The organism is Thalassovita autumnalis, from assembly GCF_001458255.1.
In the GTDB taxonomy this organism is placed as follows: domain Bacteria; phylum Pseudomonadota; class Alphaproteobacteria; order Rhodobacterales; family Rhodobacteraceae; genus Thalassobius; species Thalassobius autumnalis.
In genome coordinates this window covers 216,683-242,453 of the sequence record NZ_CYSB01000005.1, presented here as the reverse complement: position 1 = coordinate 242,453, position 25,771 = coordinate 216,683, and the positions used below count along the sequence as shown (strand labels likewise).

Below are 25,771 nucleotides of genomic sequence, written 5' to 3'. Positions count from 1 at the left end.
GGGGAACACCTTAGAAAGCTGGGACAGGTGATGCCAAGCAAAGTTTCCCTGAGGCTGTGATTTCTGAGGCCCAGGCAAAGAAAAAGGGGGCCGAAGCCCCCTTTTCGTGTGTCATATGTTGAGACGTGGATCAGCCAACCGGCGCGAAGGCGGTTTTGCCAACCTCCTTTTTCAGCTGCTCGACCAGATCCACATTCTCCCAGGAGAAGCCACCGTCGGCCTCCGGGGTGCGGCCAAAGTGGCCATAAGCAGCGGTGCGCGCATAGATCGGGCGGTTCAGACCCAGATGGGTGCGGATACCGCGGGGGGTCAGATCCATCACCTTGGGGATTGCCGCTTCAATCTCAGCGGGGTCCACCTCACCAGTGCCGTGCAGATCTGCATAGATCGACAGCGGGTGCGATACACCGATGGCGTAGCTCAGCTGGATGGTGCAGCGTTCAGCCAGACCGGCCGCCACAACGTTTTTGGCCAAATAGCGCGCCGCATAGGCTGCCGAGCGGTCCACCTTGGTCGGGTCTTTGCCTGAGAAGGCACCGCCACCATGCGGCGCAGCGCCGCCGTAGGTGTCCACGATGATCTTACGGCCAGTCAGGCCAGCGTCACCATCGGGGCCGCCAATCACAAAGGTCCCGGTCGGGTTCACGTGCCATGCAGTGTCAGGCTGGACCCAGCCCTCGGGCAGGGTCTGACGGATATAGGGTTCAACAATCGCGCGGATGTCTTCGCTGGTCTGGCTTTCATCGGCGTGCTGGGTGGACAGAACGATCGAGGTCACGCCAACCGGCTTGCCATTTTCGTATTTGACCGAGATCTGCGACTTGGCATCCGGGCGCAGCGTCGGCTCAGCGCCGGATTTACGCTCCTCCGCCAGACGACGCAGGATCGCGTGGCTGTACTGGATCGGGGCCGGCATCAGCTCAGGGGTTTCAGTAGTGGCATAGCCAAACATGATGCCCTGATCGCCTGCGCCTTCCTCTTTGTCGGCAGCGGCGTCAACGCCCTGCGCGATATGGGCGGATTGTTCGTGCAGCAAGTTGGTCACTTCCACGGTTTCGTGGTGGAACTTGTCCTGCTCATAGCCAATGTCTTTGATGCAATCACGGGCGATTTGGTCAACCTTGCCCACAAATTCTGTCAGTTTGCCCTGGTCGGACAGACCAACTTCACCCCCGATCACAACACGGTTTGTGGTGGCGAAAGTCTCAGCCGCAACGCGCGCCTCGGGCTCCTCTGCCAGGAAGGCGTCCAGAACTGCGTCCGAGATACGGTCACATACCTTGTCAGGATGCCCCTCCGAAACCGATTCAGAGGTGAAAATATAGTTCGATCTTGTCATGAAAGTGCTCCATTAGGGTCTGCCCGCCACGTCAGGAAGCCGTTGTGGCAGGGGGATGTGTACTGGTTACGCCTCGGGTTCACCCGGGTCAATCTGCAAACGTCGCTTTGGCCAGCGCCTGAGTGTGATAACGGCAAGAAACAGCCCCATGATAGCAACCAAGGCAAGATAATCACCGGTTTGGGCATAAACCGTGCGGTGCAATGGCTGTGGCAATGCATGGTCCAGATGTCCGGTTTCCCCCAGCCCCAGCTGCGCAATCACGCGGCCCTTGCCATCAATAACCGCCGAAACCCCTGTATTTGCCGCCCGCACCATCGGCAGCCCCTGCTCAATCGCGCGCAGGCGGGCCTGCGCCAGATGTTGGTAGGGGCCTGAGATCTGGCCAAACCAGGCGTCATTGGTCAACTGCATCAACAAGTCCGGGCGCTCTGCCGCCGCGTTCACGTCATTTGGGAACACTGCCTCATAACAAATCAGCGGCAGGGCACGCCCCAAGGCCCCCAACGGCATCAACTGCGCCCCCGGCCCGGCGGAAAACCCATCCCCGTCACGTGCAGCCATACCATGAATGCCCAGCCGCCCCAGCAGATCGCCAAAGGGCACGTATTCCCCAAATGGCACCAGATGCGCCTTATCGTAGACATTTGTGACCTGCCCCAGACCGTCCATCAGGACAGCTGAGTTATAGATTTGCCGCCCCTCCCAACGTTGGATGCCAAAGACAACCGGCACCCCGCCCGCCGCCTGCGCCATCACCTGCAGCGTTTCCTCGGACCGATCCAGCGACACGGGGACAGATGTTTCGGGCCAGATCACCAGATCCGGGCGCGGCGCGGCGCGGGTTGCCTCGATCTGGCGGCGGAAGAACACCGGGACATGAGCGGGATCCCATTTCTGATGCTGCGGCGCGTTGGGCTGCACCAACCGCACGACCGGCCGGCCCTTCAGGTCCTGTGGCTCACCTGCCAGATAAGCCCCGCCCAGCCAAAGCAGCGCAATGGCTGAAAGCGTCACCACGCCCCCCGTCACATGCCGCGCCGACTGTGCCATCCCGGTTGCAACAGCTAGCGCCAACAGGGTCAGGCCATGGGGCCCAATCAGACTGGCCCATTGCGCAACAGGTGTTGGGATCCACAGATGGCCGATCAGCGCCCATGGGAACCCCGTAAAGAGGTAGGACCGCACCAGTTCAGCCGCAGCCAAGGTCGCAATCAGGGCAAGTGGGACTCCCCCCAATCGTCGCGCCACGGCAGCGGCAGCACCCCAAAACAGCGCCAGCCCCCCCGCCATAAAGAACAAGGCGAAAGGCGCCATCCAGCCGTGCCGGGCAATATCGACCAGAAACGGCTCAACGATCCAGCTGAGGGCCAGCGCGAAATACCCAAGGCCAAAGCCCCAGCCACGCCAGAACGCTGCTTTAGCTTCGCTTGCGGCCTGCATACGCAGCAGACCTAGCGCCAGCCCAAGCAACGCCAGCGGCCACAAATCCAGCGGCGCCTGCCCCAGCGCGGTGATCGCCCCCGCCAGAACCGAAAGCGCAAAGCCAGGCAGGCGCTGAGCCGCCCCAAATCGTGTCAGCGCAGCGGCCAGCACCCGTTACCCACCTGCATCCGTTTTCAGACGCACGCGCAGGCGCTTGATCCGGCGGGGATCTGCATCCACCACCATGATCTCATGACCATCCGGGTGTTGCACCACCTCACCACGCACCGGCACCCGGCCACACAATACAAAGACCAGACCGCCCAGCGTGTCGATCTCTTCTTCGTCGATCTCAGGACTGTCGGTGAGGGAGAAGCCAATCTCCTCCTCAAACTCATCCAGCGGGGTTTTTGACAGCGCCAGATACTGACCGGGGTTTTCAGCAACCCACAGCTGATCCTCTTCGGCGTCATGTTCGTCTTCGATCTCACCGACAACCTGTTCGATCAGATCTTCGATGGTCAAAACCCCATCAACACCGCCATACTCATCGATCACCAGCGCCATGTGCCGGCGTTCCGTCTGCATTTTTTGCAGCAAAACCCCCAGCGACATCGATGGCGGCACATAGAGCAGCGGGCGCAGCATACCTGCCATCGAAAACTCTTCGCTCTGGCCGCCGTTAAACCCATGCTGCAGGGCAAAGTCCTTCAGGTGGATCATGCCCAGCGGGGTGTCCAAGGTGCCGCTGTAAACAGGCAGTCGGGTAAATCCGGTGTCGCGGAAGACCTGCACCAGTTCATCCTTGGTGATGCTTTCCGGCACCGCCACAATATCCGCTTTGGGAATAGCCACTTCACGCACGCGGTAGCGCGCCAAAGTGTTCATCAATGTCTGGTGTTCACCGCGCGGGTGGGCGTGGCCATTTGCCGAGGCCTCAGCCTCCAGTGCCACTGCCGTGCCTTTGGCTCCGAACAGTCGTTTCAAAAGCCCCGGTTGCGGGGGGTCGCTCTCTGGCTGCGCGCTGTGCGCTGCCGTAGAAGAGCCTTCAGGTGCGTCGCCCATCTTACCTTTCCAAATTCAAACAGAACTCATCTGTCACGGGGTGATCCCCGCTAAGACCCATTATATGGGTCAGCAAACCCCATTTTGCCAAGTATTTCGACCTCAATCGCCTCCATTAACGTGGCATCCTTGTCACGAATATGGTCATAGCCCAGCAAATGCAGGGTCGCATGGATCAACAAATGGGTGCAATGTTCGCTCATCGGCTTCGCGGCGGCCTCGGCCTCACGCTGGCAGGTCTCATAAGAAATGGCGATATCACCTAGTTCCGGGTCGGGTCCTTCCGGGGCCAGCGGCACACCGCCCTCTTCTGCAGCCCCCCGTTCCTCTGAGGGCCAGGACAGCACATTGGTTGCCTTGCCCTTGTCGCGAAATTCTTCATTCAGCTCGGCAATTCGGGCATCATCACAGCCCATCACACAAAGTTCCCAATCCTCAGGCTCATATCCCAGATGGCGCAGGGTCGCGTCGCTGGCCACCTCGGCCATTTGGACAAGCCCAGCCGCCTCCCAGCGTGTATCTTCAAAGATCACATCAACAGTCATAGGCCCGCCATATCCTGATTGAGCGCACAAGAAAAGGCGACAGCCCGCTGGCCGCCGCCCTTTTCAATGTTCCTCAAATACTCACGCCGGAGGTGGCGCAACCGGATCAACCGCGCGCTTCTTCTTCCTCATAGGCCTCAATGATGGCGGCCACCAGCGGGTGACGGACCACATCCTTGGAGGTGAAATAGTTGAAGCTGATCTTGGGGATCTGTTTCAACAGACGCTCGGCATCATGCAGGCCCGAAGAAACGCCGCGTGGCAGGTCCACCTGACTGCGGTCGCCAGTAATCACCATGCGGGAGCCTTCGCCAAGACGGGTCAGGAACATTTTCATCTGCATCGAGGTGGCGTTCTGCGCCTCATCCAGAACCACAAATGCATTCGCCAGCGTCCGGCCGCGCATGAAAGCCAGCGGCGCAATCTCGATCCGCTTTTCCTCAATCAGCTTGGCCACCTGCTTGGCCGGCAGGAAGTCGTTCAGCGCGTCATAAAGCGGCTGCATATAGGGGTCGACTTTGTCTTTCATGTCGCCCGGCAGGTAGCCCAGTTTCTCCCCGGCCTCCACGGCAGGGCGGCTGAGGATGATCCGGTCCACGGCACCATCAATGAACATCGACACACCTGCGGCCACCGCCAGATAGGTCTTGCCGGTCCCCGCCGGGCCAATACCAAAGGCCAGTTCATTCTGAAACAGATTCTGCACATAGGCCTGCTGCGCTTCGGTGCGCGGCTCGACCCGTTTCTTGCGGGTTTTGATCTCAACCCGGCCACCGCGGAACATTTCCAGCTGGTCGCCATCGCGGGCGCCATGATCCGCAGTAACAGAATCGGCAGGGCCCATACGAATTTCGCGGTCGATGTCACCGGTTTCAACGTCGCGCCCTTCCTCCAGACGCTCATAAAGACCGCGCAGTACTGTTTCACATTCGGCCACCGCTTCGCTGCCACCATGCACTGACAGTTGATTGCCCCGGCGCAGGATATGCACCCCCATCTTCTGCTCTATGGCCGCCAAGTTGCGGTCATACTCGCCACAAAGGTCGATCAGCAAACGATTGTCGGGGAATTCCAGTACCGCTTCGCTGAGGCTGTCGGGGTCATTGGGGGTCAGAACGCTGGTAGGCAAATAGATCTCCTTAGCTGAGGTCAAATCCCAAAATTTGAGTCGGGGGCCTAGGCCCAATGGTGCCAAACACGCCCCCTCTCCGCAAGATGTAGTGTCTAATTGTGACAGTTCCGGCACAGAAAAGCCGCCGGTTTGTGCACCGGCGGCTGAGCGTTCTTCTCGGGATGTCGCGTGCTTTACAGCGGGTCGAAGATCCGGGTGCCATCCTTAAACGGGCCTGTGGCCGTTTCCGGTGGTGCCACGTTCGAACAGACCGGCTTGCCGTATTTGTCACGGCGCGCATCCGCGTAGCCTTCCACACCATCGTCGATGATCCAGTGATCACAGCCGTTCGGGTCAACCCAAATGCCCGCCACCAATTGGCTAAGGTGTTTCTTGTCGGTGCCGCGGTCGCGCGTTTTGTCCCCCTGCACTGGGGCGTGACCACCGGTGGTACAGGCGGCCATCAGACCAGCAACTGCGAGGGCCATTGTGGCTTTTACCAAAGTCATAGTCTCTCTCCCTCGGTTACTGGAAACACAGGATTTCAACGCGGCGGTTTTTCTGCATGCCAGCGGCGGTCGAGTTTGACGCCACCGGCATCCGCTCACCGTAGCCACGCACATCGATCACCTGCGCCCCAACGCCAGCGGCCACTTTCGCCACCGAGTTGGCCCGGTTGTAGCTCAGCTTCATGTTGTAGCTGTCCGAGGCCCGGCTGTCGGTGTGACCAACAATCACAAAGGCCCGCGCTGACGCCGAGTTGAAGAAATCCGCCAGACGCTGACGTCCAGCAGAGTTGATCCGGTAGCTGTCGGTTGCAAACAGCTGATCGGTGTTCACGGTGCCACAAAGGTTCAGGTCACGGCAAACCGGCAGACCCTCTTTGGTCAGGTGTGGTGTCATGTAGCCTTCGGCACCATCATCCATCACCCAATGCTCACAACCGTCCGGGTCGATCCAGATGGTTGGAATATAACGTTCGCTCCGCACCGTGGTAGATTGCTGCGCCATAGCCGACTGCATCGTCGAGGTTACGCCCAGAACCGACACCACAGCACAAGCCATTGCAGTACGAAATGCTTTGGTCATCATTTTCGCCAGCCCTGTCCTTATGTTTCGTGTCCCCACGAAGCCGCCCCAGGTTTCAGCAGAAAAGGGTGCTTCGACAAAGTAATTATTCGTTAAGCTTAACATTTCTCCCTCTTAAAGGAAGGAGAAACCTTGGCTGATTGCACAAGATTTGGAAACAATGGCAATCAGGAACACTAATAGCAGTGGTCGGGGCGACAATTCGGCGGGCAAATCGAGCGGAACGTCCCCTTACCGCTGCCTGAAAAAGGCCCGCCCCAATGGGACAGGCCTCAAAGATCAGAGATTCTCTGATGTAAATCCAAGCCAATCAGGGGCTTAACGGATGATCTCACCGGCCAATGAATTGCTGCCGCTCTCGACAATTTTCACCCGTGCGATCTCACCGACCTGCATGCCTGCATTGGCCACATGAACCGCGTGCAGATATTCAGACTTGCCGACCATCTGGCCCTCAAACCGACCTGCCTTTTCAAACAGAACCGACACTTCACGCCCGACCATGCTGTCCTGAATGGCGCGCTGCTGTTCGGTGATCAGGGCCTGCAAGCGATGCAGACGTTCAGTCGCCACGGCGTCATCCACCAGCGGCCGTTCTGCTGCAGGGGTGCCGGGGCGGGTCGAATATTTGAAGCTGAAGGCCTGGCCGTAATTCACTTCACGGATCAGCGACATGGTGTCTTCAAAGTCCTGATCGTCCTCTTCCGGGAAGCCGACAATGAAGTCCCCTGAGATCAAGATGTCGGGACGCGCCGCACGGATCCGCTCAATCAACCGCAGATAGCTCTCTGCGGTGTGGCTGCGGTTCATCCGCTTAAGGATCTTGTCACTGCCCGACTGGACCGGCAGATGCAGGTAAGGCATCAACTTTTTGCACTCGCCATGGGCCGCGATCAGGTCATCGTCCATGTCGTTGGGATGCGATGTGGTGAAACGGATCCGCTCCAGCCCATCGATTTCATTCAGCGACCAGATCAGCTCGGCCAACGACCAGGTGCCTTTCGGCCCTTGCCCGTGATAGGCGTTCACATTCTGACCCAGCAGGGTGATTTCACGCACCCCACGATCCACCAGATCGCGCGCCTCATTCAGTACACGTTCTACCGGGCGGCTCACTTCGGCACCACGGGTGTAGGGCACCACACAGAAGGCGCAGAACTTATCGCAACCCTCCTGAACGGTCAGGAATGCCGCCGGGGCACGGCGCGCCTTGGGGCGGCTTTTCAGCTTCTCGAATTTGTCTTCTTCCGGGAAGTCCGTATCCAACGCCTTTTCACCGGCGCGGGTTTTGGCCTCCATCTCGGGCAGGCGGTGGTAGGCCTGCGGACCGACAACCAGATCGACCAGCGGCTGCCGGCGCATGATCTCCTCACCCTCAGCCTGCGCGACGCAGCCTGCAACACCGATTTTCAGATCCGGCTTTTCCGCTTTCAGCGTCTTGAAACGGCCCAGTTCTGAATAAACCTTCTCAGCCGCTTTTTCACGGATGTGACAGGTGTTGAGCAGGATCATATCCGCATCATCAGGGCTTTTGGTCTCAACATAGCCCTTGCCACCCAGCGCCTCTGCCATGCGCTCACTGTCATAGACATTCATCTGACAGCCGTAGGTCTTGATGAAGAGTTTCTTTGGCTCGCTATTTTTCGCTTCGCTCATGCGCTTATCCTGGCCCGGTCTGTTGCGCTCTATCTTGATGCAGCGCGGCTTGGTTTCAAGGCGGCGTCCTATACCACAAAGGGGGTGACTTGCAATGCAGACCGATATGGCCGAGTTTGGGCGCAAAGCAGGCAGGACACAAGCAATGCACTACAATAGTTTGGCAGAGTTTCTCAAAACCAGCCAAGGCGCATTGGCCAAAGGGCCGATCGCGCTGGTCTTTGCCGAGGATGAGGCCGAGATTGACACCACCCTGCGCCATCATCTGAACACCGGCTTTGCAACCGTTTTGGTCTTCATGCCCGATGAATTTGGCCTGGCCGAAGATGTTGAACCCACCGTCCACCGCATCAGTTTTGACACCCTGCAGCAGGGCGCGGTGCCGCAGGCCGTCAATCAGATCAACGACGCCGCGATCGGCCAATGGATCTTTTACTGCTACAACGCGGAATACCTGTTCTACCCGTTCTGTGAGACCCGCACCGTTGGCGAAATGCTGGCCTTCCACACCGAAGAGCGGCGGTTTTCCATGCTGACCTATGTGGTCGACCTTTACGCTGAAAACCTGCAACGCCATCCCAATGCAGTCTCCCTCGACACGGCGCATCTGGACAAATCAGGCTATTACGCACTGGCACGGCCCGATCCGGCCAATCACAACCATCCCAAAGAACGCCAGCTGGATTTCTTTGGCGGGTTGCGCTGGCGTTATGAGGAACACATCCCCGCTAAACGGCGCAAGATTGACCGGATATCCCTGTTCCGCGCCAAACCAGAGCTGCGCCTTGGTGAAGATCACACCTTCAATGACGAAGAATACAACACCTACGCCTGCCCCTGGCACCACAATCTGACCGCGGCCATCTGTTCGTTCCGCACCGCCAAGGCGCTGAAGCGCAACCCGGGCTCCAAGTTCGATATCGACAGTTTCCGCTGGCACAACTCGGCCCCCTTTGAATGGCATTCACGTCAACTGCTGGACCTCGGGCTGATGGAACCAGGGCAATGGTTCTGAACAGACGCTGACCGCTTTTACGTGGTGACAGGTGCCGCCTCCGGCGGGAGTATTTTGGGCAAGATGAAAGTCGTTTGCACTTTGCCACAGATGCGCATCGTGGGCCGCAAGGCCCAAAAAGAAAGAGCGCCCCAAAGGGCGCCCAATCTAAAAACTCTGAGTGCACAGCTTAGTCGCGGTATTTCGACATCAGCATCGACCCATTAGTGCCACCAAACCCGAATGAGTTGGTCATCACCGTATCAAGGCCTGCATTTTCGACCAGCGAGGTGGCAATCTCGGCCGGGTTCAGCGCCGGATCCAGCGTTTCGACGTTGATCGAGGGGATGATGAAATCATGTTCCAGCGCCAGCAGGCAGTAGATCGCTTCCTGTGCGCCGGTGGCGCCCTGGCTGTGGCCAGTCATCGATTTGGTCGAGGAGATCACAGGCGTCTGGCCTTCGCCAAAGACGCGGCGCACCGCTTCAACTTCGCCTACATCGCCCACTGGGGTCGAGGTACCATGTGCGTTGATGTAGCTGACCTTGCGGTCGTTGGCCAAGGTCGACAGGGCCACACGCATCGCGCGCTCACCACCTTCGCCCGAGGGGGCCACCATATCGGCACCGTCCGAAGTGGCGCCGTAGCCGGTGACTTCGGCATAGATCTTGGCGCCGCGCGCTTTGGCGTGCTCCAGCTCTTCTAGCACCACAATGCCGCCACCGCCGCCGATCACAAAACCGTCGCGGTTTGCATCAAAGGCGCGCGAAGCTTTCTCGGGCGTGTCGTTGTATTTCGACGACATCGCGCCCATCGCATCAAACAGGCAGCTGAGCGTCCAGTCCAGCTCTTCACCGCCGCCAGCAAACATCACATCCTGCTTGCCCATCATGATCTGCTCGGCTGCGTTGCCGATGCAGTGCAGCGAGGTCGAACAGGCCGAGGTGATCGAGTAGTTGATGCCTTTGATCTGGAACGCCGTCGCAAGGTTTGCCGACACGGTCGAACACATGGTTTTTGGCACCGCAAACGGGCCGATCCGTTTGGTTGCACCGGTTTTCAGCACGGTCTGATGCGCCGCCAGCATGGCGGAGGTTGACGGGCCACCAGACCCTGCCACCAGACCAGTGCGCGGGTTGATGATCTCTTTTTCTTCCAGACCGGAATCAGCGATTGCCTGCTGCATCGCGATATGGGCGTAGGCTGCGCCGGGCCCCATGAAGCGCAGGGTCCGTTTGTCGACATGATCGGCGACATTCAGTTTGATGTCGCCTGCAATTTGGCTGCGGAACCCATGTTCCTTCATGGACTCATTGGCGGTGATGCCGGACTTGCCAGCCTTCAGCGAGGCCAGAACCTCTTCTGCATTGTTGCCGATGGACGAAACAACGCCCAAGCCGGTTACGACGACACGACGCATACGTGCACTCCCTTCATAGCTTATGCCTTAGTAGGGCATTGCGGTGGGAAGGTGCAAGGTGGGTTGGGGACAGCGTGTTCAAGGCAATGAACCCTAAATGCCCCCTCCTCAAGCATTGGTTTGACCAAAGACGTAGACAAACCAATATAACACCATCTAAAATTGCACAATTATTGAAAAATTATCTTTTGCGGGATTTTCGATGGAATATGTCGTCTTACTTTTGCTTGTCTTAGGGATTTGGTTGCTACGTGAGTTGAGACCAAAATCTCAATGGCCAGAAAGTAACGACCCTCAATGGCCACCCGAAGATGAAAGATGGGATCGACGTTCATCAAATCGCGCATCACCACCGCATCGCCGCCGCCAGCAAAGCCCTGCACCTTTTGATGCTTCGAGTTCACGCCCTGCTAACACCAACGAGGTGCTGAAAGGTTCCGCTTACGTGGTTGATGGCGACACAATCACCATAAGCAAACGGCAAATCCGTCTATTTGGAATAGATGCACCAGAAATGAACCATCCATTTGGCAAAAAGGCAAAATGGGCCTTGGTGGCTCTATGCAAAGGGCAAACTGTCCGTGCTGAGGTCATAGCATCCGATGATCACGGTCGCAGTGTCGCCAAATGCACTTTGCCAGATGGACGCGACCTATCTGCAGAAATGGTCCGTCAAGGCCTAGCTATTGACTGGCCTAAGTACTCAAATGGAGCCTATTTGGCACTTGAACCAGACGGTGTCCGCAAAAAACTCTGGCTAGCGACTGCCCGCCAAAAAGGACATATGCACGTCTGGCATAAATTTGAGGCCTCGAAAAAGGCAGATTAATCGCAGGCTTCGCTTATCTTTTTGGCAATCTAATTTTTGTTCGGAGCTTGAGACACCTAGATTATTTTGGATCTCGGCAATCGGACTTTTTCACAACGACCTGCCGATCGACGCAGATCAACTCCAACTGGTGCCGTTTCTGCCGTAGAAAGGTATGGATTGCGCCTGCCGGGTTGTCAGCGGCGTCGGGATAGTAGCGCCAGAAATAGTCGTCAAAGATCAGCAAACCTCCGCCTTTCAGCACGTCAAACGCCTTCATGGCATCCAAAAGCACATCCTCAGCTTGGTGCGAGCCGTCGACATAGATCAGGTCAAACTTGGGGGCTGCATTTCCCCCACTGAAAAACGCCTGCGATGTGCCGCGAAACTTGGTCAGCCGATCCGCGAAAGGGGCAAGGTTGCGATCAAAACTCTGTTCAATCCGGCGCATTGCTGCCTGGTCGAAACGGAGTTCAACCAAATGTTCATCCGCCCCTTCCCATGTATCCACACAGGTGAGCGTCGCATTGGGCAGGGTGGTAAGGATGAAATGGGCTGAAAGCCCCTGCCAGCTGCCGATTTCCAGACAAGTCAAAGGCGCCTCTGTGTCCAGATCAACAGCCTTGAACGCCCGCAACCAGATCGGCAGTTTGCGGGAAAACCAGTCCTGATCGATCTCCAAAGATTTGGCCTGCACCCGAAACGCGGCCCGTTTTCTGGCCCAGATACGATTGTCACCGGAGAGTTGGTTTGACAGCTTGTGCTGCAGGTAGGACGTGATCACCCAAAGCGGCGCATTGGTGCGCCACATGTAGCGGATCAAATCGATCTGCCGCGCCACCTGTCCCCATCTAGAGAGTTTTCGCACCTGCCACGCATCCCCGCCGTTTCTCAGCCAGACGCGATCCGTTCGGCGTTAGTTTAAGAGGGTAAGGCAAGCGGAATACCGCTGTAAACCTCTGTTACAAAACATGTAATGCAGAATAATGGCACTGCGCCTAACCGCAGCGCTGGCCCAGTAACAGCCAAAGACCAAGCGGTACGATCAGGGTCAGCATCATGATAGTGGCCGAGGCTTTGGTGTGGCGCACCTTCTCAACCCCGACCATCGCCTTGAAGGTTTGGGCAAGCGTCAGCTGATATTTACGCTTCAGATAAGCGGCCAGGGTCAGCGCCCCGATGACGAACAAGATCGACGGCAGCGGAAAGGCGGCATTGACGCAGGCGGTGATTTCTTCCGGGGTCATGGGGCGCTCCTGCAGCGGGGTCCTAAAACGATCAGACCGGCCCACCGGGCCGGCCTGCAAAGCAACACGAAACGCCTGCGATCAGCTTTCGCTGAGGGCGACTTTCATGTCTTTCACCTGATAAATCACCTCACCATCCGCTTCGACGATACCGTCAGCAACGCCCATGGTCAGGCGGCGGGTTTGGATCGCCTTGGTGAAATCAATCTTGTAGGTCAGCATCTTACGGTCAGGGCGCACCATGCCGGTCAGCTTCACCTCACCGACGCCCAGCGCGTAGCCACGGCCCAGCCAGCCGCGCCAGCCAAGGTTGAAGCCGGTCAGCTGCCACAGACCGTCCAGACCCAGACAGCCGGGCATGATCGGGTTACCCGGGAAGTGACAATCGAAGAACCACAGGTCATGGGTGATGTCGAATTCGGCCAGCACGTGGCCCTTGCCGTGGGCACCGCCATCTTCCGAGATTTCGGTGATGCGGTCCATCATCAGCATCGGCGGGGCCGGCAGTTGGGCGTTGCCAGGGCCAAACAGCTCGCCTCGGGCGCATTTCAGAAGATCGTCTTTGTCAAAGCTGCTCGGATATTGTGCCATGCGTGGCGCCCCCTCCGGGATAATTCTGTTACATTCCCGCCCCCTCTAGCACCGTAAAAGCCGCTGGCGCAAGCCTTGCGGGTCTGGGCGCACCGCAACGGCGCGGCACGGCGCACGCCGCAAATCAGGCAAAGCTCACCCAAGGGAATGCAGCGGGATTCTGGTCACAGAAAATGTCGGAGCGCAGTTGCAAATGGTTTTCATTTGAACATCCGGACCTAGAACCGTTATAAAAAGGGATATTGGAACTAGGACACGAGTCGATGACAGTATCGCCTGAGGCAACCCAGAGGGGCTCCAAATGGCTGGCAGGTGCCGGTCTACGCCCCACGAGGCAGCGTCTCGCCCTCGCCACTTTGCTGGTCGGGGACGGGCAGGATCGCCATGTCACCGCCGAAAGCCTGTTTGCGTCCGTACGCGACAATGGCGAAAGCGTCTCTCTGGCAACCGTCTACAACACCCTGCGCGCCTTCTGTGAGGCAGGCCTGATGCAGGAAGTCACGGTAGATGGCTCCAAAAGCTATTTTGACACCAACACCCACGATCATCCGCACTTCTTCTGGGAAGATGACGGCGCGCTGACCGATGCACCGGCGGAGCAGCTGAAGATCATTCAGCTGCCCGAACCACCCGAAGGCGCCGAGATCAGCGCCGTGGATGTTGTGATTAAACTGCGCCGGAAGTAATCCATACGTCGACCACACGTGTCGACCAAATGAAAAAGGCCCCGCTGTTGCGAGGCCTTTTCTGTTTTCACAGCATAACGCTTAGCTGATCGAGACCAGCTCAATCGCAAATGTCAGATCCTTGCCGGCCAGCGGGTGGTTGGCATCTAGGGTGATCTCATCATCTGTCAGATCAACGATGGTCACGGGCAGCACCTGGCCATCCGGGGTCTGCATCTGCAGCTGCAGGCCAATTTCGGCCGGGATGTCGGCGGGGAAATCCGCGCGCGGCAGGCTTTGGCGGGCGCCGGGCTGGATCGGGCCATAGGCCTCCATCGCGGGCACTTCGACGGTTTTCTTGTCACCAATCGCCATGCCCGGCAGCGCCTTATCAAGGCCCGGGATGATCTGGCCGCTGCCCACTTCAAAGGTCAGCGGATCGCGCCCTTCGGAGCTGTCGAAAACCGAACCGTCTTTCAGCGTTCCGGTATAGTGAATGCCTACGGTGTCACCCGTTTTGACCTGGGTCATAGCTGTTCCAATACTGTCTGGGAGTGTGATTACATGAGGGGCGCGTCGCTTTCCTCTCCGGTCGGGCGCCCTCGGCTGGCAGGCACCCTAGCGGCGCGGGCGCATGAATGCAAATTCGGCCTGATTTGGCACAATCTACGCTGTCATGTTGGTACAATTGCGTGCTTTCCTTCGCGGCAAGGCCATGCAACCCTGCGCCGTAAAAGAGGAGGCGCCGATGGCCATCACAACCTGTATCTTTGATGCCTATGGCACCCTGTTTGATGTGGCCTCTGCCGCGCGCCGCGCCGCTACCGAACCGGGGCGCGAAGCGCTGGCGCAATCCTGGCCCAAACTGGCAGAACATTGGCGATTGAAACAGCTGCAATACAGCTGGCTGCGGGCCGTCACGGGGGATTACACCGATTTCTGGCAGGTCACGCAGGACGGGCTGGATTGGGCGCTGGAGGCCACAGACCTTGGCGGCGATCCTGAACTGCGTGAACGTCTACTGGCGCTTTACTGGGAACTGCAGGCCTATCCAGAAGTGCCCCAGATGCTGGCGCAGCTGAAAGAGGCCGGGTTCAACACCGCCATTCTGTCAAACGGCAGCCCGGACATGCTGGACGGGGCGGTGCAATCCGCAGGCATTGGCGCGGTGCTGGACGATGTGTTGTCGGTGCAGGATGTCGGCATCTTCAAACCCGCACCGCAGGTATATGACCTTGTTGGGCAGCGCTTCGGTTGCGCTAAGGAGGAGGTTTTGTTCATCTCATCCAATGGATGGGATGCGGGGGCGGCCGCCGGATATGGCTTCACCACCGCATGGGTCAATCGGGCCGCCGAGCCTGTGGACCGACTACCGGCCCGGCCGCAGCACACATTGACCAACCTGACCACTATTCCTGACCTCGCGCGCGCCTGATCCCTTACTAATTTCCCGAGTTTTCAATGCCCCGCTTTACCACCTCCGACGGACTGTCCCTCTATTACGAAGATGAAGGCGAAGGGCTGCCAATACTGTGTCTGTCCGGCCTGACCCGCAATGTGCGGGACTTTGACCATGTAGCGCCGCAACTCCTTGCAGGCCATCGGATGATCCGCATGGATTATCGCGGTCGGGGCCGGTCAGATTATGCCCCAGACCCGATGAGCTACACCCTGCCCCGTGAAGCGCAGGATGCGCTGGAGCTGATGGATCACCTTGGCATCGCGCAGTTTGCGCTGTTGGGCACCTCCCGGGGCGGGCTGATCGGCATGGGGTTGGCCGCGACCGCCAAAACCCGGCTGCTGGGCGTCGCGCTCAACGACATTGGGCCGGTTCTGGACGCCGAGGGCCTGACCGCAATCATGGGGTATCTGGGTATCCAGCCCACATTTGCGGACCTCGACGCCATGGCCGCAGCCCGCAAAACGGTGATGGAGGCGCAGTTTCCCGGCGTCCCCCTCAGCCGGTGGCGGCAAGAGGTGGCCACAACACATGTGCATACCGCCGAAGGTGTCGCGCTGAATTACGATCCAAAACTGCGGGACGCGATTATTGCGGCGGGGGCCGAAGGCGGCGTAGACCTCTGGCCTTTTTTTGAGGCGATTGCCCCCCTGCCCTGCGCGGTGATCCATGGTGCAAATTCCGATCTGCTCAGCCATGCCACCGTGGATGAAATGCAGCGCCGCATGCCAGACCTGCGCGTTGCCCATGTGGCGGACCGCGCGCATATCCCCTTCCTTGATGAACCCGAAGCCAAGGCCGTTCTGGCCGATTGGCTCAACGATTTGCAAAAGGCATCCTGATGAACATCGACATGATCCGCGCCGCCGCGCAGCGGCTTGAGGGCCACGCCCGCAAAACACCTCTGCTGTCCTCCCCCTTTCTGGATGAGATCGCAGGTCGCCGTCTGTTTGTGAAACCCGAATGCCTGCAACACACCGGCAGTTTCAAGTTCCGCGGTGGCTGGTCGGCCCTGTCAGCGATGGATGAGGCAACGCGCCAGAAGGGCGTCCTGGCCTTTTCCAGCGGCAATCATGCACAGGGTGTAGCCTTTGCCGCCCAGCAGCATGGGGTGCCAGCCGTCATCATCATGCCCGCAGATGCACCGCAACTGAAGATCGACAACACCCGGGCACTGGGGGCTGAGGTTGTGCTTTACGATCGCGCCAAGGAGAGCCGCGAAGAGATCGGCGCCCGGCTGGAGGCCGAGCGTGGTCTGACGCTGGTCAAACCCTATGATGAACCTCAGGTGATCGCCGGTCAGGGCACTTGCGGGCTGGAGATTGCCCAGCAGGCGGCGGATCTGGGGATTTCCGAGGCTGAAGTGGTAGTCTGTTGCGGTGGCGGTGGATTGACCAGCGGCATTGCACTGGCACTGGAGGCAGACGCGCCCGGCCTCAAGGTACGCCCGGCGGAACCGGAAGGGTTTGACGATGTGAAACGGTCGCTGGCCTCAGGTCAGATCGAGACGAACCCGGCAATGAGCGGCAATATCTGTGATGCAATCCTGACCCCAGCGGCGGGGGATCTGACCTTCCCGATCATGCATCGCCTCTGTGGCCCGGGCATCGCAGTGAGCGAAGACGAATGCTTGCACGCCATGGCACTAGCCTTTCTGCGGCTGAAGCTGGTGGTGGAACCCGGCGGTGCCGCCGCGATGGCCGCCGCGCTGTTTCACGGCGATGAGCTGGAGGGCGACACCGTCATCGCCACAATTTCCGGCGGCAATGTCGATCCAGAGATGTTCACACGCGCCCTGCAAAGCTACGCTCGCTGACACACCACACCGGAGGAGAAGATGACCCGCGTCACCGTAGCCAGTTTCAACCTGAAGAACCTGATTGGGGCCGATCAGGAATATTACAAATTCCAAAGCTACACGCCTGAGGAATTTGCCTGGAAACAAGACTGGTGCGCGGATCAGATCCTATCGATGGATGCCGATGTGATCGGCTTTCAGGAAGTCTTTGAAGAAGATGCGCTGCGCGCTGTCATCGCCGAAGCGGACGCGCGCGGGCAGGCCCTGAATGAGGCGGTGCTGCCGGACCGATCCAAAAGCTACCGGAAGAAGGCGATCTTCCGAAAACTTGGCTACACCCCCTGTGGTCAGGCCGCTTTGGCCGTCGCGCCAAACGCCAATGATGGTGCACCGGGCGAACGTCGCCCCGGTGTTGCGGTGCTGTCACGGCAGGGCTTTGCCGGAACGCCAGAGGTGATCCAGATCCTGCCGGAACCGCTGGAAATCCCATTTCGCGATCTGACCGGGGAAGAGGCTGGACACTACCGCATTACCCGCCTGTCCCGCCCCATTCTAAAGGTGCGGATCCCGATGGGATCGCAGATCGTGACGCTGTTTTGCTGCCACCTGAAATCAAAGCTGGGTGAATACGACCGCGCGCCCGGTGCGCCCTTCGCCCCTGCTGCAGATCTAACGCAATATGATCCGATGGCCCGTGCCCTTGGCAATCTGCGGGCCGGGTTGCGCCGCATGGCCGAAGCCTGGGTGATGCGCCGCGCCATTGTGGAAGAACTGAGCGCAGGCCGACCGGTTATTGCGCTGGGGGATTTCAACGATGGCGAACACTCCGTCAGTTCGGAAATCATTGCCGGTGAGGTGCCGTTCCGCAACTACGCCTGGATGCTGCGCCATGACGCCGAGGCACCAAATGACCGCTACAGCCGCGAAGAAAACGATCAGATCACCGAAGCGATTGAGGCCCTGAGGCTGCATTCCGCGGAGAAACTGTTCATCCGCAAAAGCCTGCGCGACATGGTCTTCACCTCGGCCTTTGGTGGCAGTTATGAAAGCATCGATCAGATCTATCTCAGCCGCCATTTCCTGCCCGAAAGCAGTGGCGCGGTGGGCGAGATGGAATACTTCAGCTGCTTTAATGACCACATCACCGACGGCGCCCATGCTGAGGCCCCCTATAACAAACTGGCCTCGGATCACGGGCAGATCATGGCGCATCTGAACATACGCGATTGAACGGGCTGTTGCGGACCTGCAGAGCTGAGGCACGATTTTAATTGACGATGACAATTAAAATCTGTTTCTATCAGGCAACGCGATTGACGCTTTGGCCCCACCAGATCAGTCTGTTGGCCAATTTGCTTCTAGGACAGGACAGATCGATGGCGACGGCACATCTGAACGACATCACCTTGCACTACGTCGAAGACGGTGACCCTGAGGGCGCACCGCTGGTCTTTATCAACTCTCTCGGCACTGACGTGCGGGTCTGGGACGATGTCCTGCCGCTGCTGCCCAAGGGCCTGCGCATCATCCGTTTTGACAAACGCGGCCACGGCCAGAGCGATTGCCCCCCTGCGCCCTATGCAATGGGCACGCTTGTGCGCGACACCGAAACCCTGCTGGACCACTTAGAGGTCAAGGATGCCGTTCTGGTCGGCCTGTCCATTGGCGGGATGATCACCCAGGGGCTGGCGGTCAAACGTCTGGATCTGGTCCGCGCCATGGTGCTGTCAAACACCGCCGCCAAGATCGGCCAGCCGTCGATGTGGCAGGATCGGATCACCGCGTTACAGGCGGGTGGCATGGAAGCGCTGGTTGATAACATCCTGGAACGCTGGTTCACCAAAGCCTTCCGCGAAAGTGATGCCGCAGGTGTTTGGCGCCAGCGTCTGCTGGACACCCCGCTGGAAGGTTACATCGGCTGCTGTCATGCAATTGCCGGGACAGATTTCTACACCCCAACCAGCGGATTGCGCCTGCCAACACTGGGCATTGCCGGCTCCGATGATGGCTCCACCCCGGCGGATCTGGTGCGTGAAACCACCGATCTGGTGCCGGGCAGCAAGTTCAAACTGATCCGCCGCGCCGGTCACATCCCCTGCGTGGAACAGCCCGAAACCTATGCCGAGGCCCTCACCCATTTCCTGCAGGAGATCGGCCATGTCTGAGCGCTTTGATCGCTATGAAAAGGGTATGACCGTACGGCGTCGTATTTTGGGCGATGCCCATGTGGACCGCGCCGAAGCGGCCAAAACCCCGTTGGACGAACCGTTTCAGCAACTGATAACCGAAGGCGCCTGGGGCAACGTCTGGGCCAGCGATGGGATCAGCGACCGCGAACGGTCCATGCTGACCTTGGCGCTGCTGGCCGCCTTGGGCAATTTTGACGAAATCCCGATGCACATCCGGGCCACCGCCCGCACCGGGGCCAGCAAGGAGGACGTGCTGGAAGTGTTCCAGCATGTTGCAATCTACGCAGGCGTGCCACGTGCCAATCATGCTTTGAAATTGGCCAAAGCCACCTACGCCGAAATGGAGACCACGCCAGAATGAGCGACCAAGCTTACATCGATCAGGGGCCGCTGATCCCGCGCAACCGCGCGGCGCATCCGGTGCCTTATGACCCGGATTACAAAACCTCGGTGCCGCGATCGCCGAACCAACCGCTGCTGTCGATGGAAAGCACCCTGTCCGAGGAAACCGGCCCGCGTTTTGGCCACTCCATGCTGGGTCCGTTGGATAACAACCTGATCCTCAACTACTCCAAAGATGCGGCCAAACCAGCGGTGGGCGAACGCATCCTGATGCATGGCCGGGTGCTGGATGAAATGGGTCGGCCGGTGCCGCATACCCTTGTCGAGATCTGGCAGGCCAATGCCGGTGGCCGTTATCGCCATGTGAAGGACGGCTATCTGGCCCCACTGGATCCGAACTTCGGCGGCTGCGGTCGCACATTGACCGATGAAAACGGATGTTATGAGTTTCTGACCATCCGCCCCGGCGCCTACCCCTGGCCCAACCGGGGCAATGACTGGCGCCCGATGCACATCCACATCTCGGTCTTTGGTCACAGCTTCGGTCAGCGCCTGATCACCCAGATGTATTTCGAAGGCGACCCTTTGATCGAACGTTGCCCGATCGCCGCCACGGTGAAGTCGCGCAGCCAGCTGGACCGCCTCGTCGCACCGCTGGATATGGCCAAGGCCCGCCCGCTGGATTTCCTGGCGTATAAATTTGACATCGTGCTGCGCGGCCGTCGCCAGACCATGTTTGAAAACCGGATGGAGGGTCTGTGATGGTCCAGAAACTCGACACATTGGTGGAAACCCCCAGCCAGACCGCCGGACCTTACGTGCATATCGGCTGCATCCCCAGCTTCGCCGGGCTCGAAGGTGTCTATCCCGAGGACCTGGGCCTACGCGCCATCGAAGACGGTGCGGAAGGTGAGGTGATCACCATCACCGGTTCAATCTATGACGGCACCGGCTGGGCCATGCGCGACGCCATGTTTGAAAGCTGGCAGGCCGATGCCAGCGGGCGCTTTGCCGGTCAGCAGGGCGCGGACCCCAAGGTCAATGGGTTCTGCCGGTTTGCCGCAGACAAAGACACCGGGGAATTCACACTCACCACCGTCAAACCCGGCGCAACCCCGACCCGCGCGGGCGGCCAACAAGCCCCCCACATCGCGCTGTGGATTGTCGCCCGTGGCATCAACATTGGCCTGCAGACCCGCATCTATTTCGAAGATGAAGACAACAGCGCGGATCCGCTGCTGGCGCGCATCGAACAACGCAACCGGGTTGAGACATTGGTCGCCAAAAAGACCGGCGAAGGTCAGTACCGTTTTGACATCTATCTGCAAGGGGCGCAGGAAACCGTGTTTCTGGATCTCTGATGGCGCGATTTTTGTTGATCCATGGCTCCGCCCATGGCGCATGGTGCTGGCGCGATCTGATCCCAGCGCTTGAGGCACAAGGCCACACGGCCCACGCCATCGACCTGCCCAGCCACGGCGCAGACACGACGCCCTATCAAGAGGCGACACTGGCCAGCTATGGCGCCCGGATCGTGGAAGAACTGCAGGCGGCCGGTGAAAAGGTCATTCTGGTCGGCCACTCCATGGGCGGCTATCCAATATCCCTTGCGGCGGAACAGTGCCCCGAGTTTGTCAGCCACCTCGTCTACCTCTGTGCCTATGTGCCGAAACCGGGTTTCTCGCTCAACGATCGCCGCCGCGAGGCACCTGAGCAGCCCTTGATGGACGCAATCCAACTGACCGAGGATGGGCTGGGCTGGACCGTTGGGGATGGGGACCTTGAACGGCTGTTCTACCATGACTGCTCCCCCGAAACCCTGGAGTTTGCCCGTGCCAACCTGACCATTCAGGCCCGCGAGCCTTCGACCCAGCCGGTTGCGACAACCGCACGATATGAGGCGATCCCGCGCAGCTACATCCGCTGTATGCAGGATGGCACCATCCCCCCGGCCTATCAGGTCACCATGTCCCAGGACTGGCCAAGCGCGCGGGTCTTCTCTATGGACTGCGGGCATTCGCCCTTCTTCGCCGACCCAAAGGGTCTGGCCGGGCATCTGGATACGATCGCGCGCGACACAACATAAGGGTTTCCCATGGCCGCCTCCGTCTTTGGTTCTGAGCTCTACAATCGTCTGTTCCCTGTGGGTGAGGTGGGCAAGCTGTTCACCGACACCGCTGAGGTGCGCGCGATGCTGCTAGTCGAAGGGGCGCTGGCCAAGGTGCAGGGGCAGATGGGGATCATCCCCGAAGAAAGCGCTGCGTTTATCCACCGCTCCGCGATGGAACTGCAGGTCGATCCCGGTGGTCTGGCAGCTGCGACAGGTCAGAACGGCGTGCCGGTGCCCGGTCTTGTCGCCGCCTTTCGCAAACTGATGGAGGCCCCGGAACACGCGCAATATGTGCATTTCGGTGCCACATCGCAGGACATCTCGGAAACCGCACAAATGCTGCGCCTGCGCCAGTTCATCACCCATATGGACAAGGCGCTGAGCGCTATTCTGACCGACCTGGGCCGGCTGGCCGAAACCCACGCAGATCTGCCGATGGCGGCGCGGACCTATGGTCAGCACGCCACGCCCACCAGCTTTGGCGCTGTAGCGGCCGCTTGGGGGCAACCGCTGCTGACTCTGCGCAACGAACTGCCTGAACTGCGCAAACAAGTGCTGTTTGTGTCGCTGTCCGGCGCCGCGGGAACCGCCGGTGCATTGGGCCCGAACGCACCTGAGGTGCGCGCCGAATTGGCCAAGGCGCTGAACCTGCAAGATCCCGGTCGCACCTGGCACGCAGATCGCAGCGGTGTGCTGGCCCTTTGTGGCTGGATGGCCCGACTGGCGGCGGCCCTCGGCAAATGGGGGGAGGATCTGATCCTGATGACCCAGACCGGGATTGGTGAGGTCACACTGGGGGCATCTGGTGCCTCCTCCACCATGCCGCAGAAACAAAACCCCGTTGCCCCCTCAGCCATGGTTGCGCTGGCGCGGCAGGCCATCGGCCTCAACGCGATTTTGCAGGGTGCCGGGCTGCACCGGCAGGAACGCGACGGCGCTGCTTGGTTCACCGAATGGCTGACCCTGCCGCAATACTGTCTGGCGCTGGCCTCGCAGCTGGAACACGGCAAAGCGCTGGCCGCAGGTCTGCAGCCAAACCCGCAGGCTATGGCGGCGGCACTGGCGGCGGGCCAAGGGTTGATCCACGCCGAAGCGCTATCGTTCAGACTGGCCGAAACCATGCCCCGCCCCGAGGCGCAGGCCGCGGTAAAGGCCCTGTGTCAGTCCCTGGGACAAACGCATCTGGCCGAGGCGACCGCAGCAGCCTATCCGGATCTGGAGATCGCGGATATCTTTGATCCTGCGCAACAATTGGGTCAGGCCCCGGCGGAGGCCCGCGCCTTTGCTGCAGCAACTGCTGCGGATTAAGCCCCTCTCACTGGTCTACTCTGGCGTTTCATCGGCGCCAGATCCCTGCCCTGTTTCAGCGTCCTGCAGCCCCCCAAGATCCACGTCAGCCAAATTCCACCAAACGCGCCCTAGAGTGGTGAGTGGCGTTGCAATTTCCCCGTTCTCACCCATGGTCACATTCAGTTTTTCACCCACCCACTAGGCAGGTCCATGTCCGCGCGCGCCCCCTCTGAGACCTCACATCGTCTGCCGATCCTGTTCATCCTGATCACTGTGATGATCGATGCCATGGGCATTGGTCTGATCATGCCGGTGATGCCTGATCTGATCCGTGAAGTCTCCGCCGGGGGGTTGGGGCAAGCCGCGATTTGGGGCGGAATCCTGTCCTCTTCTTTCGCTGTGATGCAGTTTCTGTTTGCCCCGATGATCGGGCGCCTGTCGGATGCCTTTGGCCGCCGGCCGGTGCTGCTGGTGTCCCTTCTGGTGATGGCAGCAGACTATATCGTTGTGGCGCTGGCCGGCACGGTCTGGCTGCTGCTGGCAGGCCGGATCATCGGTGGCATCACCGCCGCCACGCATTCTACGGCCTTTGCCTATATGGCAGATATTTCCAGCGGCGAGGAAAAGGCCAAACGCTTTGGCTTCATCGGGGCGGCCTTTGGCCTGGGCTTCGTGCTGGGGCCGGGTCTGGGTGGCCTGATGGCTGAGTTCGGCACCCGCGCACCTTTCTACATGGCGGCGGCACTGGCCTTTACCAATGCGATTTTCGGCTGGATGGTGCTGCCAGAAACCGTGACCGACAAGACCCGCCGGGCCTTCCGCCTGAAAGGAGTGAACCCGCTGTCGGCCTTTGCCACCCTGTCGCAACTGCCCGCAATCCGCCCGCTGAGCGCCGTCTATTTCCTCTATCAGATCGCAACCGTGGTTTACCCGGCGGTCTGGGCCTATTTCGCGACTGAGCGGTTCAATTGGACCCCCGGAATGATCGGCGTCTCGCTGATGCTTTATGGGATCGGCGCGGCCTTTGTGCAGGGCGTTCTGGTCGGGCCGGTGATCGCGCGCCTCGGACAACGCGGCGCGGTGATGTTTGGCCTGTTGATTGAGGTGGCCACCTTTGGATTGCTTGGCTTTATCAGCTCGGGGCTGATCACCCTGATCCTGACCCCGTTTATCGCCATCGGCAACGTTGGCCTGCCTGCCCTGCAGGGCATCGTTTCTCAGACCGTGCCGGATGACAGTCAGGGCGAGTTGCAAGGCGTCTTGTCCTCGATCACCTCCATCGGGATGATCATCGGGCCATTGGTGCTGACCCAGATCTTTGCCTGGGCCACGGCCGACGGTGGGGCGATCTACCTGCCTGGTGCGCCCTTCCTGTTGTCCGGGGTGTTCATGAGCATTGCAGTGGTCATATTCCTGCGTTCTACGCCCAAAGTCATTGCAGCACATAACGAACCCACGAGTGCGGAATAAAGCAAAAACAAGAGGATCACTCATGCGCCAAATTCAAGCTGCCCTTTGCCACGAACACGGTGCACCGCTCACGATTGAAACGGTCGGCCTGCGCGCGCCACTCGCTGGTGAGGTTGAGGTGATCATCGACGCGGTGGCGGTCTGCCATTCCGATATTTCCTTCTGGCAGGGTGGGTTTGGCGGCAGCTTGCCAGCTGTTTTTGGTCATGAGGCCGCGGGCCGTATCGCCGCAGTCGGCGCCGGGGTTCAGGGTTTTGAGGTGGGCGATGATGTGGTCGTCACCCTAATCCGCGCCTGTGGCCATTGCCCCTGTTGCGCCAGCGGCCAGCCGACGATCTGCGAAACCCCGGTGGATGCCGCCAATAGCCCGTTACACATGGCTGACGGCACACCGGTCTATCAGGCGATGGACACCGCCGCCTTTGCTGAACGAGTGGTGGTTGATCACAGCCAGATCGCCAAAGTCCCCGCCGACCTGCCGAAAGATATCGCGGCCCTTCTGGCCTGTGGTGTCATCACGGGTGTGGGGGCTGCGGTGCATGCGGCCAATTTGACGGCTGGTCAGGATGTCGTCGTCATCGGTGCCGGCGGTGTTGGTCTGAACGCGATCCAGGGTGCCCGTATCGCCGGCGCGCGTCGGATCATCGCCATCGATATGTCCGAAGATAAACTGGAAACCGCATTGGATTTTGGCGCCACCGATGGCGTGTTGGCCACCCATATGAAACCCTGGAAACACGTTCAGCGCATTCTGGGCCGTGGCGCGGATGCCGTTCTGGTCACCGTTGGCAGTGCCGCGGTCTACGATCAGGCGCCGCGTTACCTTGCCAATGGCGGCAAGGTGGTAATGGTCGGGATGCCACACGCCGGTGAAACGGCCAGCTACCCACCGCTGCAAATGGCCTATGCCGGCCAGTCCCTGATCGGATCAAAGATGGGTGACGTTGTGCTCCGCCGCGATATTCCCTGGCTGGTCGACCTTTATAAACAGGGCCGTTTGAAACTGGATGAACTGATTTCGGGGCGCTGGGACTTTACCCAGATTAATGAGGCAATTGCAGACACTCTTAGCGGGGCAGCGCGGCGCAATGTCATCATGATGACCTCAGACACCACAACCGACCGGGACTGAGGCCGAAACACCCATGTGCCTGTAAA

The 25,771-nt window shown here is 59.5% G+C and carries 28 protein-coding genes and 1 riboswitch; of the genes, 15 read left to right on the top strand and 13 right to left on the bottom strand.

Annotated elements, in window-relative coordinates; genetic code table 11:
• Positions 1 to 130 precede the first annotated feature (130 nt).
• From metK to miaB, 8 genes are all read right to left on the bottom strand, one after another.
• Complete coding sequence (gene metK / locus TL5118_RS02200) at positions 131 to 1,339, bottom strand: methionine adenosyltransferase (RefSeq protein WP_058243200.1); 1,209 nt, start codon at positions 1,337 to 1,339, stop codon at positions 131 to 133.
• A gap of 5 nt (positions 1,340 to 1,344) precedes the next feature.
• A riboswitch (SAM-SAH riboswitch) is annotated at positions 1,345 to 1,393 on the bottom strand.
• A gap of 12 nt (positions 1,394 to 1,405) precedes the next feature.
• Positions 1,406 to 2,935 carry an apolipoprotein N-acyltransferase gene (gene lnt / locus TL5118_RS02195; RefSeq protein WP_242601705.1) on the bottom strand — a complete coding sequence of 510 codons (1,530 nt, stop codon included), beginning with the start codon at positions 2,933 to 2,935 and terminating at the stop codon, positions 1,406 to 1,408.
• A 3-nt stretch (positions 2,936 to 2,938) separates the two neighbouring features.
• Entirely contained in the window at positions 2,939 to 3,829 is an 891-nt protein-coding gene (locus TL5118_RS02190) for a hemolysin family protein (RefSeq protein WP_058243201.1), read from the bottom strand.
• A 50-nt stretch (positions 3,830 to 3,879) separates the two neighbouring features.
• Complete coding sequence (gene ybeY, locus TL5118_RS02185) at positions 3,880 to 4,374, bottom strand: rRNA maturation RNase YbeY (RefSeq protein ID WP_058243202.1); 495 nt, start codon at positions 4,372 to 4,374, stop codon at positions 3,880 to 3,882.
• 106 nt (positions 4,375 to 4,480) lie between these two features.
• Positions 4,481 to 5,503 (bottom strand): PhoH family protein, encoded by a 1,023-nt coding sequence (locus TL5118_RS02180; RefSeq protein ID WP_058243203.1) that lies wholly within the window; start codon positions 5,501 to 5,503, stop codon positions 4,481 to 4,483.
• 176 nt (positions 5,504 to 5,679) lie between these two features.
• Positions 5,680 to 5,994 (bottom strand): hypothetical protein, encoded by a 315-nt coding sequence (locus TL5118_RS02175; RefSeq protein WP_106404163.1) that lies wholly within the window; start codon positions 5,992 to 5,994, stop codon positions 5,680 to 5,682.
• A 16-nt stretch (positions 5,995 to 6,010) separates the two neighbouring features.
• Positions 6,011 to 6,574 (bottom strand): OmpA family protein, encoded by a 564-nt coding sequence (locus TL5118_RS02170; RefSeq protein ID WP_082626264.1) that lies wholly within the window; start codon positions 6,572 to 6,574, stop codon positions 6,011 to 6,013.
• 318 nt (positions 6,575 to 6,892) lie between these two features.
• The gene (gene miaB / locus TL5118_RS02165; RefSeq protein ID WP_058243204.1) at positions 6,893 to 8,230 is read right to left on the bottom strand and encodes a tRNA (N6-isopentenyl adenosine(37)-C2)-methylthiotransferase MiaB; all 1,338 of its coding nucleotides are present in this window, start codon (positions 8,228 to 8,230) and stop codon (positions 6,893 to 6,895) included.
• Between the two features lie 145 nt (positions 8,231 to 8,375).
• On the opposite strand from miaB, the gene TL5118_RS02160 reads away from it, so the two are divergent.
• Positions 8,376 to 9,245 (top strand): hypothetical protein, encoded by an 870-nt coding sequence (locus tag TL5118_RS02160; RefSeq protein WP_058243437.1) that lies wholly within the window; start codon positions 8,376 to 8,378, stop codon positions 9,243 to 9,245.
• Positions 9,246 to 9,414: 169 nt separating this feature from the next.
• On the opposite strand, the gene fabB is transcribed toward TL5118_RS02160, so the two are convergent.
• The gene (gene fabB, locus TL5118_RS02155; protein ID WP_058243205.1) at positions 9,415 to 10,644 is read right to left on the bottom strand and encodes a beta-ketoacyl-ACP synthase I; all 1,230 of its coding nucleotides are present in this window, start codon (positions 10,642 to 10,644) and stop codon (positions 9,415 to 9,417) included.
• 202 nt (positions 10,645 to 10,846) lie between these two features.
• On the opposite strand from fabB, the gene TL5118_RS20800 reads away from it, so the two are divergent.
• Positions 10,847 to 11,473 (top strand): thermonuclease family protein, encoded by a 627-nt coding sequence (locus tag TL5118_RS20800; RefSeq protein WP_082626250.1) that lies wholly within the window; start codon positions 10,847 to 10,849, stop codon positions 11,471 to 11,473.
• Positions 11,474 to 11,534: 61 nt separating this feature from the next.
• Here the strand turns inward: TL5118_RS20800 and TL5118_RS02150 are convergent, their stop codons facing one another.
• The 3 genes from TL5118_RS02150 to fabA form a co-directional block, all read right to left on the bottom strand.
• Positions 11,535 to 12,293 (bottom strand): class I SAM-dependent methyltransferase, encoded by a 759-nt coding sequence (locus tag TL5118_RS02150; RefSeq protein ID WP_058243206.1) that lies wholly within the window; start codon positions 12,291 to 12,293, stop codon positions 11,535 to 11,537.
• Positions 12,294 to 12,450: 157 nt separating this feature from the next.
• A complete protein-coding gene (locus tag TL5118_RS02145) occupies positions 12,451 to 12,699 on the bottom strand; it encodes a hypothetical protein (RefSeq protein ID WP_058243207.1) in 249 nt (82 codons plus the stop codon).
• 81 nt (positions 12,700 to 12,780) lie between these two features.
• Positions 12,781 to 13,290: a bifunctional 3-hydroxydecanoyl-ACP dehydratase/trans-2-decenoyl-ACP isomerase gene (fabA, locus tag TL5118_RS02140; protein WP_058243208.1), complete on the bottom strand. Its 510-nt coding sequence runs from the start codon at positions 13,288 to 13,290 to the stop codon at positions 12,781 to 12,783.
• 263 nt (positions 13,291 to 13,553) lie between these two features.
• Between fabA and irrA the strand changes: the two genes are divergently transcribed.
• Entirely contained in the window at positions 13,554 to 13,976 is a 423-nt protein-coding gene (irrA, locus tag TL5118_RS02135; protein WP_058243209.1) for an iron response transcriptional regulator IrrA, read from the top strand.
• A gap of 81 nt (positions 13,977 to 14,057) precedes the next feature.
• Here irrA and TL5118_RS02130 read toward each other — a convergent pair whose 3' ends face one another.
• Positions 14,058 to 14,486 carry an FKBP-type peptidyl-prolyl cis-trans isomerase gene (locus TL5118_RS02130; RefSeq protein WP_058243210.1) on the bottom strand — a complete coding sequence of 143 codons (429 nt, stop codon included), beginning with the start codon at positions 14,484 to 14,486 and terminating at the stop codon, positions 14,058 to 14,060.
• Positions 14,487 to 14,703: 217 nt separating this feature from the next.
• On the opposite strand from TL5118_RS02130, the gene TL5118_RS02125 reads away from it, so the two are divergent.
• From TL5118_RS02125 to TL5118_RS02070, 12 genes are all read left to right on the top strand, one after another.
• Positions 14,704 to 15,390, top strand: coding sequence for a haloacid dehalogenase type II (locus tag TL5118_RS02125; RefSeq protein WP_058243211.1), 687 nt, complete (start codon positions 14,704 to 14,706; stop codon positions 15,388 to 15,390).
• A 26-nt stretch (positions 15,391 to 15,416) separates the two neighbouring features.
• A complete protein-coding gene (locus tag TL5118_RS02120; RefSeq protein WP_058243212.1) occupies positions 15,417 to 16,256 on the top strand; it encodes an alpha/beta fold hydrolase in 840 nt (279 codons plus the stop codon).
• Positions 16,256 to 17,230 carry a threonine ammonia-lyase gene (locus tag TL5118_RS02115; protein WP_058243213.1) on the top strand — a complete coding sequence of 325 codons (975 nt, stop codon included), beginning with the start codon at positions 16,256 to 16,258 and terminating at the stop codon, positions 17,228 to 17,230. The genes TL5118_RS02120 and TL5118_RS02115 overlap by 1 nt, the downstream gene beginning before the upstream one ends.
• A 21-nt stretch (positions 17,231 to 17,251) precedes the next feature.
• Positions 17,252 to 18,442, top strand: a complete 1,191-nt coding sequence (locus tag TL5118_RS02110) for an endonuclease/exonuclease/phosphatase family protein (protein ID WP_058243214.1) — start codon at positions 17,252 to 17,254, stop codon at positions 18,440 to 18,442.
• Positions 18,443 to 18,588: 146 nt separating this feature from the next.
• The gene (gene pcaD, locus TL5118_RS02105) at positions 18,589 to 19,377 is read left to right on the top strand and encodes a 3-oxoadipate enol-lactonase (protein ID WP_058243215.1); all 789 of its coding nucleotides are present in this window, start codon (positions 18,589 to 18,591) and stop codon (positions 19,375 to 19,377) included.
• Complete coding sequence (gene pcaC / locus TL5118_RS02100) at positions 19,370 to 19,762, top strand: 4-carboxymuconolactone decarboxylase (RefSeq protein ID WP_058243216.1); 393 nt, start codon at positions 19,370 to 19,372, stop codon at positions 19,760 to 19,762. The genes pcaD and pcaC overlap by 8 nt, the downstream gene beginning before the upstream one ends.
• Positions 19,759 to 20,505, top strand: a complete 747-nt coding sequence (gene pcaH / locus TL5118_RS02095) for a protocatechuate 3,4-dioxygenase subunit beta (RefSeq protein ID WP_058243217.1) — start codon at positions 19,759 to 19,761, stop codon at positions 20,503 to 20,505. The genes pcaC and pcaH overlap by 4 nt, the downstream gene beginning before the upstream one ends.
• On the top strand, positions 20,505 to 21,104 hold the full coding sequence (gene pcaG, locus TL5118_RS02090) for a protocatechuate 3,4-dioxygenase subunit alpha (protein ID WP_058243218.1): 600 nt from the start codon (positions 20,505 to 20,507) through the stop codon (positions 21,102 to 21,104). The genes pcaH and pcaG overlap by 1 nt, the downstream gene beginning before the upstream one ends.
• Entirely contained in the window at positions 21,104 to 21,829 is a 726-nt protein-coding gene (locus TL5118_RS02085; protein ID WP_058243219.1) for an alpha/beta fold hydrolase, read from the top strand. The genes pcaG and TL5118_RS02085 overlap by 1 nt, the downstream gene beginning before the upstream one ends.
• Before the next feature lie 9 nt (positions 21,830 to 21,838).
• Positions 21,839 to 23,161, top strand: a complete 1,323-nt coding sequence (locus tag TL5118_RS02080; RefSeq protein WP_058243220.1) for a lyase family protein — start codon at positions 21,839 to 21,841, stop codon at positions 23,159 to 23,161.
• Positions 23,162 to 23,353: 192 nt separating this feature from the next.
• On the top strand, positions 23,354 to 24,613 hold the full coding sequence (locus TL5118_RS02075; RefSeq protein ID WP_058243221.1) for a TCR/Tet family MFS transporter: 1,260 nt from the start codon (positions 23,354 to 23,356) through the stop codon (positions 24,611 to 24,613).
• A gap of 22 nt (positions 24,614 to 24,635) precedes the next feature.
• A complete protein-coding gene (locus TL5118_RS02070) occupies positions 24,636 to 25,745 on the top strand; it encodes a zinc-binding dehydrogenase (protein WP_058243222.1) in 1,110 nt (369 codons plus the stop codon).
• Positions 25,746 to 25,771 lie beyond the last annotated feature (26 nt).